Source organism: Oceanobacillus halophilus (genome assembly GCF_003628505.1).
Taxonomy (GTDB): domain Bacteria; phylum Bacillota; class Bacilli; order Bacillales; family Amphibacillaceae; genus Oceanobacillus; species Oceanobacillus halophilus.
Window position 1 is genome coordinate 20,758 of record NZ_RBZP01000008.1, and the last position, 13,982, is coordinate 34,739.

Consider the following 13,982-nt stretch of genomic DNA (forward strand, 5'->3'; position numbering starts at 1 on the left):
TAGTTCCTGCTGTTCTGTTTAAGGAACAACCGCACTAAATGTATCATTATGAAGTACAACTTAAAAATATCTAGAGCACTAACATAGCGGAGGCAGAATACGGAGACTCCTACGGGAATAGCACGTGTCCGAAGACCCCGCAGCGAGGGAACTACTTGATTAAGCTTCTTGGCCCTTGCGCCGAGGAAGCCTACTTCGGAGCGATACTAGTAGACGCAGGCGCAGTTATGGTCTTTCCGCGAGGAGGCTGAGGCCGTGCCCGTGGAAAGCGTAGTATTCTGCTGTAGCGAATGACAGCAGAATACATTCATAAGTGTAAGCGAGAGCTAATTATTCTTAATTAAATATATAAACAAATTCTATCAAATCCAACTTAATGTAAAAAGAAACAAAACTTACGATAACATAACTATTAGTAGTAATTATATATTACAAAAAGGTTAAAGTTTTTTTAACTGCTTGTCAATCTTGTCCAAAGCCCTGCATATGTATTATATAAGCTATAAAAATAGGAGGGGCCGTTATGATTTTACAAACGAACAAATGGATATGTTTTGCGATTGGTTATGTCTTTATCATCTCAGGTATTGCAAAATTGGTTATTAGCGATTTCAGGGTGATTTTTTCAAACTTAGGATTTCCTTATCCTGAACTCATTTTATTTATTGTTGCGATTATAGAAATAACGTGTGGCACTTTAATAGCAGCAAGAATTTATTTAAAACAAGCGATTCCTGCTCTCATTGTTATTATGCTTGGGGCAATCTTACTTACAAAACTGCCAATTTTATCAAGTGGCGATTTTTTATCTTTTGCCTTTGAAGCACGGTTAGATTTTGTTATGCTTATTCTTCTGTTAATGAGTTGGAAGTATAAATAATATTTTTCAACAATCATAAGCCTATACCTGTTGATAATTAGTTAATAACAGGCAGATTTCTCCACAAAACCTAACTTTATCCACAATTCTATCAACATATGCACAAGTGTTCGTAGTTATATTGTGAGCGAACGTATTTTCTATACCATATATTGTAATTATCTACAACTTTATCCACAGGTTGTGCATAAAGTCTATGCATAGAAAAAAAGCTATCTTCACCCTTGAAGATAGCTTTACCTCACCTATTGAGATCCTAATTTTATTGTTGTTTCTTGTAAGTCGCCTTTTCGATAATACGTAACCTTTACTTGATCTCCTATTTCCTTTTCTTGATATAATATTTTACGTAAGTCAATCATATTCATAACTGGTTCATCATCCAATTCAACAATAACATCTAACCGCTGTATACCTGCTTGATCAGCTGGAGAAAATGGCTCTACACTCCAAACATAGGCGCCACCCATAACATCATTAGGAAGATTTAAGGTATTTTCCCACTCTGTTTGCGGTACTTCATCTAAAGAGTATATCTCAACACCTAGATAGGGACGAATCATTTCACCTTTTTCTTCTAATTCAGCAATAACTGGCAAAGCAAAATCGATAGGAATGGAAAGGCCTATACCTTCTACCGCTTCCTGGTTCACTTTCATGGAGTTAATACCAATCAATTGTCCGTAAATGTTAATTAAAGCACCACCACTATTGCCTGGATTAATCGCTGCATCGGTTTGAATAACTTCCGCTTGCCAATCTGCACGTCCGTCCTGGTCAAAATCTTGTGGTATTGTACGTTCCGTTCCACTAATGACACCTTGTGTAACTGTACTGGAAAACATATGGCCTAATGGATTCCCTATTGCAATAGCTGGTTCTCCTACTTTAATATCTCCTGATGAACCTATCTCAACTACTTTTTCCACATGCGAACTATCCATACGGAGAACTGCTAGGTCAGTAAAGATATCACTACCTATAATATCTGCTGGAATGGCCTTCTCATTATATAGAATAACTTCTACTTCATCCGCACCTTCTATAACATGATGATTGGTAACAACGAAGGCTGTGTCATCTTCTACTTTATATATAACACCAGAACCAGTTCCCGCTTCGGTGTTATTTTGCTGCTGTTCCCAATAATCCGCACTCTTCATTAAATTCGTTACCCCAACTACTGCTGGGGTTACTTCCTCTACTACCTCCGTAATTTGCGTAGATACATCTACATTTACGGAAGTGTTTATAATTTGTCCACTACCGTTTTGACTTTTGTCCATATTAACTTTGTTTATATTATTGACGTTATTTTTATTGCTATAATCACTTTGCATAAACGCCGGAATAACTTCTGCTACAAAAAACACACCAATCCCTACTCCAATTAGCATTGGAATAAGCCAACGAAGTCCCCGTCGCTTTTGTTTTCGATGTGGATTAGGTGGGTATCCTTTATTATAATAGCCCATTAATTTCCCCTCATTTTAAGTATTTTACATTTTGTAGTATTACCTAAAAGAAGGAAAAATTACTCATAAGATAAGGCTATTTTTATAAGCCAGTTTTTTAATAGCGTGTAGCTATTGCATAGACATGTTGAAGTTGAGGCTAATTGGGTGGTATTAACCTACTTCATATAATGGTGTTGGCTCTTCTGGATCTGTATCATGCAGCTCTATTTCAATTCCTCTTTCACGAAGCACATTATCAACCGACATTCTAGCTAAGTCCTTCATATTATTATCCAAACTCAGGTGTGCAAGATAAATACGTTTTGTTTTATTACTAATTATATCTGCTAAGGCAAGTCCACTATCTTCATTTGATACGTGCCCAGAGTCCCCCAAAATACGTCGTTTTACACTCCATGGATATCTACCCATTCGCAGCATTTCTACATCATGATTAGCTTCGAATATATATGCATCCGCATCTTCTACTGTTTTCTTTATTCTTTCTGATACATATCCAAGGTCAGTGACTAATGCTACCTTTTTGCCTCCATGACGGAAAGTATAAAACATTGGCTCTATAGCATCATGCGAAACACCAAATGACTCCACATCCATATCACCAAATGTCTTTACTTCTTCCATATTAAAGAGGAACTTTTGATCAGTAGATATTTTTCCAATAGATTTATCCATTGCTTTCCATGTTTTTTCGTTTGCATAGATTGGTAGATTATATTTACGAGCAAAAATCCCTAGTCCCTTTATATGATCGCTATGTTCATGAGTGACAAGGATTCCTGAGAGCTCTGCTGGATCAATGTTTATTTTACTAAATAAATTGGTAAGCTTTTTACCACTTAATCCAGCATCAACTAACACCTTCTCCTGTTCTGATTCAATATAAAACGCATTCCCTGTACTTCCTGAAGCTAGTACACTAAAACGTAAGGTCATTCATCTTCACTCCGATTTTCCGTTTGTTGAATGAGAGTAGTTAAATCATCCAATAGTGGTTTAAAAATTTCCCCATCCTCATCATCTAATAGCCTAATTCTTGAAATAGTCTCTGTTGCAATTGAATCGATAAAAGACATGTCACTGGAAAAGACAAAACCTTCAATTGCATTGACAAAATAACTCCGTTCGCCATTTATAGTGATATTCCAGGTAGGAGCAAATACTTGCTCTCCTTCTTCTATGAAACGGGAGTAGTAACCAATATTTATATCCGTTACCTCTTCATTAGGTACCAAAATATTTCGATCAAACAGTAATTCTATTGCTTGAATCGGCTGTTTTAACTGTCTTGAACCAGACCCTTGGGATTCTGATTCTCCTAACATGGTTTGTGTATAGTATTCCATTTCATTGTTGTCATTTAAATATACCATCAACAAACCAGGTCCATGTTCATTAAAATATACAGGTCTTCCATCAATTTGCTGGAAAAAAACTAAGATATTTAATTCTTTATTCCAACCCCAATAAACAAACTCCTCAGGAAAAGACACTTCACTTTTTACTAAATTACTTACTTCTTCGGATGAAGCATCCTCTGAAATAGGAACAGGTTCTTTGAGTCTTGAAATAATAAAATTGTTCTTTAATACGTTAATATTCTGATCCTCACGTTTGGTCAACCTTTCGACTTCAACCTCATTAAATTTCTTTTGTGAAGCTAGAATATAGGTTTCCTCTGTTATTTCCATATCCAAATTTGGTTCAATAGTGATGTTCTCTGCAGCCAATCGTTCCTCAATTGAAGCATCTTGATCACTTAGCATCCCGTAATCATCATTGTTTTGCTTATCGATAAACTGCACAAGCAAATAGATGTTAAGGATTAGGAAACTGAGGATAAATAGTGTTTTTATATGCCCCCATTGCATCCTCTAGTCCCCTCCTTGTAAATTAATTTCTTCCTCGTATGGGTTGATTGCAATCCAATCACTACCGTAAAGAATAAACCAACTTGGATCGAAAACTGCAAGTCTCTCACTGCTCTTATAATTTAATTGATATCCTAATTGAATATCTTTAATATTTTCCAATTCATAGTTTGAATCAGAAGTTAAATAATAAATGATATCTTCTCCTGAAGATAACTCAACTGTATTTTCATTAAGGAAATTATCATTATCTATACGAAATAGCGGGCGCTGATACTCAATTAATCGCTGTCCCCATATTTGCTCTAACGTACTAAATTGCCCAAAGACTGGATAGGAAAGATAATGCATCTGATAGCTAATATAATTGTAGTTTACATTTATATCCATTAGTTTATAATCATCCGTCCAACCACTATAACTATTTATGTGTGCAATACTCTTATTGAGTAAATCCTCTGCAAATAATGGCTCAGCAATATCTCCAGCAGGACTAACAAATTCCATTAATGCCCCACCTTGTGTCACGCGCAATTGACTACTGTCTGTAAAATAGGTTATCCCACGATTGGAAGAAGTTGATTGCCGGACAATCGAAGGGTCTTGGAATAATACATCTACTAAATCATTAGGCTCAATAGGACTAACTGTTTTTGTTTGCCGTGATAAACTCACTTTATCTTTTGGGATATATATATCTGAAGCACCCTCGTTAAATAAAGCTAATTCCATTAAGTCAACTGGATCTATATAGGATTGCAGTAATTCATAGAAGTTTTTTTCCTCAATTACAGCAGTAGCTTTAGCTCTGCCATCTATGGATAAAAATTCTACACTAACTGTTTGCGAATCTTCATTCAGACTATAGTATACTTCCTCAAATGACCAAGTAGGAAGGTCGACATTTGAAGTATTCAGTTTAAAAATGCCATCCATCACTTCCATTGGTAATGGTGTAGGAAATCGCAGTTCCATATCATAATCACTGGGACTATCCGCTTCGACTGTTGTATCTTCTGTGGTAAAATCATTTAAACCCCAATCTTTTATCTCTTGGAAAAAACTACTGCAATCATGTGGGTTAGAAAATCCATAGTGATGATTACCAATATGGAAAATCGCTTGATTCGGTTCAATAAGTGTCCAAATAAATTCTTCTGAACCATTTAAACTAGTAGCATTAGCTGGACTATTATTTAGTGATTTATAATTTGGCTGATAATTCCACATTCCAAATGTAAGGAGTAAACTGGTCGCAATTAAAACAATTAAAATAACAGTTTTTACAGTTTCAAATTTCATTGTTTAACCCTCCGCTTCTGATTCATCAGCGGAAGTGTAAAGAGAATCGTTGTCCCCTTACCTTCTTTGCTTTTCGCCCATATTTTTCCGTGGTGTGCTTCCACCAGCTCTTTGGTAATTGCCAAACCTAATCCCGTTCCACCTAATTTTCTCGTCCGTGCTTTGTCCGCACGATAAAAACGTTCAAAAATCTTCTCTAATTTATCATAGGCAATACCAATTCCTTCATCCTGGACGCTTATTAGTAAGTAATGACGTTTATTTTCTACTTTAAGACGGATTACTCCGCCCTCCGGTGAATATTTAATAGCATTAGAAATGATATTATCTAATACTTGCGTCATTTTATCTTTATCAATCCAAACATGATAGCGCCCTTTTGGCAACTCCCGCTTAAATGTTATCTGCTCTGGAAGGTTCATTTCTAATCTATCAATGACTTGATGAAAATAGCTAATAAACTCTGCACGCTCTTTATGCATCGGATACTCCTCTGCATCTAGTTTTGACAATTGCAGTAAATCATTTACCATCCGAATCATTCTATCCGTTTCATTTTGAGCAACACTTAAGAAACGAGGTGCAATTTCCTTATTTTCCCAAGCGCCATCTGTTAGAGCTTCAATATAACTTTTCATAGTAGTGAGCGGAGTTCGTAATTCATGAGAAACATTAGAGACAAATTCCCTTCGCTCCTGTTCTACTTTTTCTTGTTCTGTTACATCACTAAGAACAGCGATAAAACCAGTAATCTCATCCTCATCATCATAAACCGTAGAAAAGTTTGCACGAATTAGAAATGGTTCATCATCTTCACTAAAATCAATAATCAAGGAACCACTGTCCTGTAAGTCTGTTATATCTACAATACGATCTTCTAGCTGTAATACATCCAATAGATAATCCCCAATAATATCATCTGGATTCTGACCTATTAACCGACCAGCTGCATCATTTGAAAGGGTAATGATACCAGAATTGTCTATAGATATAACTCCATCTGACATATTGGACAAGACAGAACTTAACTTACGTCTTTCTTCTTCTATGGTTGCATAGGAGTGTTTTAACCTGCTATTGAGCTCATTGAAAGTACCTGCAAGATGTCCAATTTCATCTTTACCGTAGACATTTACCTTTTTGCTAAAATCACCTTTAGCCATGATTTGAGCTTGTCTTCGCATTTCCATAATCGGCTTGGTTATGGAACGGGCAACCAAAATACCTAAGAAAGCTGAAATACTAATAGCCAAAATGGACCCTTGGATAAAAATGTCATTAATATCACTTATTTGATCATAAACATTTTGAATCAGTGCCTTTACATAAATAATACCAACTACATTATCCTGACTATCGTAAAGTGGTACTGCTTTTACATAAACTCTTTCCATGGACTCATCCATTACTATATCTTCATCAAATGTATTGAAGAATAAGGCATTCTCAATGATAGGCATTCTTGATTTTTTTCCAACGTCTCGTTGATAGGCAGGGTCATTGGTTCCTAATATTCTTCCCTGACTATTAATAACTTGGATACTTGTAACAGCAGTATCAATATTAATATCGTCCACAATTTGTTGAATTTCTTGCTGTAAGGTCAGTTCTTCTCCGTCTTCATTACGCTCCTTATTAAATGCCTGTTCCAAATTATAACTAAGTAATTCCATACGATCACTAATAGAGTTTGTAAAACTTGCTTCAAGGTCATCTTGTAATTCTTTCATAAAGAAAGTACCTATTACTTGCATAGCAAGTAATAGGAGAAGAATATATATGATAATTAACTTGAATTGTATGGAACGGAAGAATCCGACTTTATTCATAATGATTACTCCTGATCAGGGTTTCGTAAATAATAACCCACACCTCGACGGGTTACAATCCAAGTTGGGTTACTTGGGTTTTCCTCAATTTTCTCACGAAGTCTTCGAACGGTTACGTCTACCGTACGAACATCTCCAAAATAGTCATAACCCCAAACGGTTTCTAATAAGTGTTCCCTTGTCATGACTTGTCCAATATGACGAGATAAATAATGCAATAACTCAAATTCCCTGTGCGTAAGTTCAATTTGAACCCCATCGCGGGAAACAACATAAGCATCCGGATGAATCGTTAAATTTCCTATTTCTATATCGGATGATTCCTTCGTAGGCTCATCAGGTACTTGTTGCCTACGGAGGTTCGCCTTAACCCTAGCGATTAATTCCCGATTACTAAATGGCTTGGTCACATAGTCATCCGCTCCGAGTTCAAGTCCTAAAACCTTATCTATTTCAGAATCCTTTGCGGTCAACATAATTATTGGCATTGTCTGTGTCTTTCTTACTTCCCTTAATACTTCATTTCCATCTTTATTTGGCAACATAATATCTAATAAAATTAAATCAGGTTTTTCACTTTCCGCTAATTTGATGGCTTCATCCCCATCATGAGCACATACCACCTGATACCCTTCTTTTTCTAGGTTGAATTTCAATATATCTGCAATTGGTTGTTCGTCATCTACTACTAGTATTTTTTGACTCAATTTTGTCACTTCCTTTTACCATTGCTTTTTTTATTTTATCTTAATTTACACCATATGTCTTGGTTCGAATCATCTTTCTACTTATTATACTTCAAGCTATCTCTCTATTATAACATATTAAAAATCTAAGGATTAGCCAAGTTTTTCTGTAAGTTCTGTAATTTTAAATTCGGTTGATATCTGCTTCGTTCGTAGATATACCGCTAATCTTCGTTGATTTCTTATCATTCTTTGTTGATATGGATGCTTGTTTCGTTGATATGTCCTTGAAGTTTGTCGATATGTGCTTCATTCGTCCATATATACCACTACCTTTGTTGATATAACTACTAACAGCATCAATCTTCCTTCTAATTGGCTAGTAGTTAAAAGGCGATTTCCGTATAATTTTGTTGGTTTTTAATGTCGTAGTAGTTGATAAAAACTCCTAATTTATTTAATTCAGAATAGTAGTTAGCTCTCGCTTTCACTTATGAATGTTTTCTGCAGGCATTCGCTCCGGCAGAATACTTCGTTTTCCGTAGCGGAGACAAAGCAGTATTTTGAATAAAAGATTAGGACTCTATACAAAATGTGAAAAAAAGTCATATTACAAAAAGCAACAATTCTCTTAGAAAAGAGCCAAAAAGAAAGACCAACTCTTCAAGAGTCAGTCTTATGATTGCTTTTAATAGACGTAATCTAGTGGGTTTTTTAGTGATCCATTCTTGTAGACTTCAAAGTGCAAATGAACTCCAGTTGAATTTCCTGTAGATCCCATCACACCAATTTTATGCCCTTTTTCTACTGTTTGACCAGCCTTCACATCGATCGATGCTAAGTGTGCGTAGATTGTTTTCATTCCATTATTATGATTAATTACAACTTTATTTCCATAACCACCATTATTATATCCCGCAGATTCTACTACTCCATTATCCGCAGCTAAGATATTGCGATTACTAGGTCCTGCAATATCAATTCCTTTGTGTGTTCTTCCCCAGCGCTCGCCAACTTTACTGGAAACATATCCGCCAACTGTTGGATCGGTAAGCTCTCCTGTACCACGTGAAGGAATAACCTTCGTACCTTTAATAATAACTTTTTCAACTGATTTTTCTTTTACAGATTCAGCCACTATTTCTTTTGTCTTTTCAGATCCATTTACTTTTTCAATTGAGTATTGAACCTCTTTTTTTCCATCTTTACCATCTTGTTTTACTTTTTGTTCACCTTTATATAAATCATCTGATTCGATAATTTCTGTTTCATAATCGATCGTTTCCTCAACTAACTTAACTTCCTTTACGATAACATCTACAAATGGTTCATAATCCATCACTTGGATGTCTTGGCCAATCTGAATTAAGGAGTCCTCTTTGAGGTCAGGGTTAATCTGTAGTAACTTATCAATTGATAAATTATAATTATCAGCTATCTCACTAAGAACCTCTCCATTATCTACTGTATGAATTTTCTTCTCTAGTGTACCTTTCTCTAATGAAGTTAACCCCTCATCTTTTGACAGTAAATCTTCTGGAAGTGCCTTTGCTTTAGTTACTGTAATATCCTCTGTGAATACAACGTCTGTTACAATTGTCTCACCTAATTCCAAGGTATCTTCTCTTACATCTTCTGTAGGTGTCTCTTCTCTATCATTTGATTGTTGCTTTTCTTTTTCCATTTTTTCAAGATCGGATTCGTCCACATATTTTAATTTATATGCTTTTATTACTTTATCAATAGTCTCCTGATCGTTAAAAAATCCAACAGTTTTATTTCCAATTTTTAATTCTATTGCCTCTGCCATAATAGAAGTTTCTTCTTCAATTTTATTAGCTACTTTTTCATTTTCATAAGTCGGATTAAAAACCTTTTCTGAAATAAAATCAATATCTTCCCCAATGGTTAACTTTAGATTCTCCGATTCTTCGTTACTTTCTTCTATCTTTTCTTTAACTGCTTCTTTAATAATAGCCTCATCACTAACTTTTCCAATATGTTCGCCATCTATATATACATGATATATAGTCTCTAAATCTTCATCTGCGGCATGTGCAGTAGTAACAGTAAATCCTAATGCTAAACATGTTGTTAATGTTATTTTTTGAAGAAGGCTAAATTTCTTTACTTTTTTCTTTGAATATTTAACATTTATATTATCCAATACCATAACGAGAGTTACTCCTTTAAATTTAAACATCGATTGTTACATTTTTATCCTCTATTAATCTATCATAGGTATTTAGAATTAGAAACCTTTTGTCGAATTTTGTAATGAAACTGTATTATAGATTACAGATGATAACATTTTTTATCTTTTGGGTTATGAAGATTATAATGAATAGGAGTATATACTACGAAAACCGCCTAAATAAAAGAGAAGCATCTGATTAACTACAGACACTTCTCTTTTATTACATGAAAAACTCGTGAAATACATTATCTTATAGGATCTTTTTGTAGTTTTGTTGCTTTTCTAAATGTCATAGTTGACAGAGATTCATGATATATTTAATTTAGAGTAGTACTTTACATAAGCTATGGAAATACACCCCGCTATATGTATAAAAAGCAAGCAATAAACCCATCCAGCCTCTTCTCTTATGAACTATATACACTTCTTACTACATTAGTTTGTGTTCGATCTGGTCCTACAGAAAAGATGGAAAGTGGAATCTCCGTAAGTTGAGCAATTCTTTCTAAGTAATGACGGGCATTGACAGGTAGTTCTTGTAAGGTTCTTACATTAGTTATATCTTCTTTCCATCCAGGCATTTCTTCATAAATTGGTTCACAATCAGCCAAAACTTTTAAACTTGCAGGGAATTCTTTTAAAATCTTTCCTTTATAACGATACGCAATACAAATTTTCAGATTTTCAATTCCTGTTAAGACATCTAATGAATTTAGTGACAGATCGGTTATACCACTAACACGACGAGCATGTCTTACTACTACACTATCAAACCACCCAACACGGCGTGGTCTGCCTGTAGTGGTTCCATATTCACGTCCAATTTCACGTATCTGGTTACCTATCTCATTATGAAGTTCTGTCGGAAATGGCCCATCTCCTACACGTGTTGTATAAGCTTTGGAAACACCTACGACATGATTGATTTTTGTTGGGCCCACACCTGATCCTATCGTTACTCCACCGGCAATTGGATTAGAAGAAGTAACAAATGGATAAGTACCTTGATCAATATCAAGCATTACGCCTTGTGCACCTTCAAATAAAACACGACGTCCATTATCTAATGCATCATTTAAAACAACAGATGTATCACACACATACGGTGCCATTCTTTGACCATACTCAAAGTATTCTTCTAAGATATCATCTACATCTATCTTTTCTTCTTCATAAACTTTTTCAAATAAACGATTTTTTTCTTGCAAGTTTTGTTCTACTTTTTCACGAAATACATCCTTGTCTAATAAATCAGCCACGCGAATCCCTATCCGAGCTGCTTTATCCATATATGCTGGCCCGATTCCTTTTTTCGTTGTCCCAATTCGATTTATACCTTTTGCTTTTTCCTGTAAAATATCTAATTGAAGATGATAAGGCAGAATTACATGTGCTCGATTGCTAATACGGAGATTTTCTGTTGTAATGTTACATTCGTGGAGATATTCAACTTCTTCAATAAAAGCTTTCGGGTCAATAACCATCCCATTTCCCAAGACACAAATCTTTTCTTTTAAAAAAATACCAGATGGAATTAAGTGAAGTTTATACGTAACTTCATCAAACTTAATTGTATGACCTGCATTATTTCCACCCTGATATCGTGCGACTACTTCTGCATTTTGTGATAGAAAGTCAGTAATTTTCCCTTTCCCTTCATCACCCCACTGTGTTCCAACTACCACTACCGAGGACATAGCAATACCTCCACTAATTTATATTTAGAAAACGAAAACTCCAGGAAAAATGCACCAAACTAAATGTTTGTATTTTTTCTTTATTAAGTTAATTTTATCAGTGAATCAAAATGAGGTCAATCCAAAACACGAACGTTGAATGCATGATTAGTCTTATTTGTACGCTAATTATACTGGAAATGAATTTTTTATTGTCGTATACATAGAGACAGGTCCGATAGATATACGGTGATCGGTCATCTCTTCTATAAACTTCATAATTAAGTAACCGTGCTTCGCTTCCACTAAAGAAAGTAAAATATAAAAAGCACTATCAGTAAGCTCACCCATTTCTAACGAATCATCTCTTGGCATTTCAACCCTCCTATATATCATTTAATGAGATAATTGTATACTTTATTGTTATGATTTGAGTCATACAATGGTAAAATATGGGTACACTATACAAATACTTGAAGGAGGTAAAACAGATGAGTCGTAATAGATGGATTGCACTTATAATCGCAATTGTATTACTTTTCATTTCTGTTGGTTCCCAGGCAATATCTAGTGCTCTTTCCACAGATTTTGATGAAATGATGAACTTTAATGGGAATCAATTTGCAGAAGAAGTTATAGAAGAAGGTTCTGCAATGAATAAAATTGCAGTCATTCGTTTAAATGGGGTTATTCAAGATACTTCTACTAACGCATTTAACACCACTGTATATAATCATAATCGTTTCTTAAAAATGATTGAGGAAGCGGGAGAAAATTCAACAGTCAGTGGGATTATCTTACGTGTCAATACACCTGGTGGAGGTGTTGTTGAAAGTGCTGAAATCCACGATAAAATAAAAGAGATTCAAGAGGAATACGGAAAGCCTGTATATGTATCGATGGGGAACACTGCTGCCTCAGGAGGCTATTATATTTCTGCTCCTGCGGATAAGATAGTTGCTCACCCAGCCACATTAACCGGTTCTATTGGTGTAATTATGGAAAGTATTAATTTTGCTGAATTAGCCGAACAATTAGGAATTGACTTTAACACGATAAAAAGTGGTGAATTTAAAGATATTATGTCTGCATCACGTGAAATGACAGAGGATGAACGCGATATTCTGCAAACGATGATTGATGAACTGTACGGGGATTTTGTTCAAGTTATTGTGGAAGGAAGAGAAATGTCTGATCAAAGAGTCAGAGAACTTGGTGACGGACGCGTTTATACTGGTTCACAAGCACATGAATTAGGACTTGTTGATGAATTAGGAACCCTTGACGATACAATTGACATGATAAAGGAAGAGTTAAATCTAGAAAGTGCACAGGTTATCGAATATAAGAATGGTTTGGAAATATACCAATTCATAGGGTTGAACTTAAAAAATGCTTTCTCTTCTGACTCTGAGTTAGACGGCATTGTCAACCTTTTGCGTCAGTCAAACGCACCACGTGCCATGTATTTATATTCTGAGTGAGGAGGAATTAATATGAGTGATGATGCAATAAATTATCCGTCCTTAACGGAAGAACAGAGTACAGAGCGATATGCTGGATTTTGGATGAGATTTTGGGCATACTTAGCTGATTTAATTGTAATATTTAGCATTAGCGGTTTATTACTTAGTCCACTTCATTTTGTCAATGAAGGATCTGCCATTGAAATTGGCTTTTGGACCTTATCAGGTATACTGAACACCCTTATTTTTTACCTTTACTTCGTCTTCATGACAAAGTACTTTAACCAAACTTTAGGTAAAATGATTTTTGGACTAAAAGTTGTTAGAAGTGATGGGAAAGATTTATCTTGGAGTGATCTGATTTTTAGAGAAGTAATTGGCCGATTCTTCCACCGGGTATTTGCACTTACCTTTTTACTATATTTAATTGTTGCATTTACAAAAGAAAAACAAGGACTTCATGATATAGTTGCAAACACACGAGTTGTACATGTGCATTAAAAAGGCAAATTTGGACCTTTAAACAAAGGCTCTTTTCGTATAGTTTGTTGCTTTTTGAAGTTTTACCGTTGATAGAAACTGTTTATATATTTAATC

At 35.1% G+C, this 13,982-nt stretch carries 13 protein-coding genes; 3 read left to right on the forward strand and 10 right to left on the reverse strand.

Annotated elements, in window-relative coordinates:
* The first annotated feature begins 523 nt into the window (after window positions 1-523).
* Window positions 524-880, forward strand: a complete 357-nt coding sequence (locus D8M06_RS11105; protein WP_121204477.1) for a DoxX family protein — start codon at window positions 524-526, stop codon at window positions 878-880.
* A gap of 245 nt (window positions 881-1,125) precedes the next feature.
* Here the strand turns inward: D8M06_RS11105 and D8M06_RS11110 are convergent, their stop codons facing one another.
* From D8M06_RS11110 to D8M06_RS11150, 10 genes are all read right to left on the reverse strand, one after another.
* Complete coding sequence (locus tag D8M06_RS11110) at window positions 1,126-2,355, reverse strand: S1C family serine protease (protein WP_121204478.1); 1,230 nt, start codon at window positions 2,353-2,355, stop codon at window positions 1,126-1,128.
* 153 nt (window positions 2,356-2,508) lie between these two features.
* Window positions 2,509-3,294 carry an MBL fold metallo-hydrolase gene (locus D8M06_RS11115; protein ID WP_121204479.1) on the reverse strand — a complete coding sequence of 262 codons (786 nt, stop codon included), beginning with the start codon at window positions 3,292-3,294 and terminating at the stop codon, window positions 2,509-2,511.
* On the reverse strand, window positions 3,291-4,229 hold the full coding sequence (locus tag D8M06_RS11120) for a two-component system regulatory protein YycI (RefSeq protein ID WP_121204480.1): 939 nt from the start codon (window positions 4,227-4,229) through the stop codon (window positions 3,291-3,293). The genes D8M06_RS11115 and D8M06_RS11120 overlap by 4 nt, the downstream gene beginning before the upstream one ends.
* 3 nt (window positions 4,230-4,232) lie before the next feature.
* Window positions 4,233-5,531 carry a YycH family regulatory protein gene (locus D8M06_RS11125; protein ID WP_121204481.1) on the reverse strand — a complete coding sequence of 433 codons (1,299 nt, stop codon included), beginning with the start codon at window positions 5,529-5,531 and terminating at the stop codon, window positions 4,233-4,235.
* Complete coding sequence (gene walK, locus D8M06_RS11130) at window positions 5,528-7,360, reverse strand: cell wall metabolism sensor histidine kinase WalK (RefSeq protein ID WP_121204482.1); 1,833 nt, start codon at window positions 7,358-7,360, stop codon at window positions 5,528-5,530. The genes D8M06_RS11125 and walK overlap by 4 nt, the downstream gene beginning before the upstream one ends.
* A gap of 5 nt (window positions 7,361-7,365) precedes the next feature.
* Entirely contained in the window at window positions 7,366-8,067 is a 702-nt protein-coding gene (yycF, locus tag D8M06_RS11135; protein WP_121204483.1) for a response regulator YycF, read from the reverse strand.
* A 163-nt stretch (window positions 8,068-8,230) separates the two neighbouring features.
* Window positions 8,231-8,359: a hypothetical protein gene (locus D8M06_RS20285; protein ID WP_277749480.1), complete on the reverse strand. Its 129-nt coding sequence runs from the start codon at window positions 8,357-8,359 to the stop codon at window positions 8,231-8,233.
* 375 nt (window positions 8,360-8,734) lie between these two features.
* Window positions 8,735-10,219, reverse strand: a complete 1,485-nt coding sequence (locus D8M06_RS11140; protein WP_121204484.1) for a M23 family metallopeptidase — start codon at window positions 10,217-10,219, stop codon at window positions 8,735-8,737.
* A gap of 431 nt (window positions 10,220-10,650) precedes the next feature.
* Window positions 10,651-11,940: an adenylosuccinate synthase gene (locus tag D8M06_RS11145; RefSeq protein ID WP_121204485.1), complete on the reverse strand. Its 1,290-nt coding sequence runs from the start codon at window positions 11,938-11,940 to the stop codon at window positions 10,651-10,653.
* A 168-nt stretch (window positions 11,941-12,108) separates the two neighbouring features.
* Complete coding sequence (locus D8M06_RS11150; RefSeq protein ID WP_338322974.1) at window positions 12,109-12,294, reverse strand: hypothetical protein; 186 nt, start codon at window positions 12,292-12,294, stop codon at window positions 12,109-12,111.
* Window positions 12,295-12,410: 116 nt separating this feature from the next.
* Between D8M06_RS11150 and sppA the strand changes: the two genes are divergently transcribed.
* Window positions 12,411-13,403, forward strand: coding sequence for a signal peptide peptidase SppA (sppA, locus tag D8M06_RS11155; protein ID WP_121204486.1), 993 nt, complete (start codon window positions 12,411-12,413; stop codon window positions 13,401-13,403).
* Between the two features lie 12 nt (window positions 13,404-13,415).
* Window positions 13,416-13,886: an RDD family protein gene (locus D8M06_RS11160; protein WP_121204487.1), complete on the forward strand. Its 471-nt coding sequence runs from the start codon at window positions 13,416-13,418 to the stop codon at window positions 13,884-13,886.
* The last annotated feature ends 96 nt before the right edge of the window (window positions 13,887-13,982 follow it).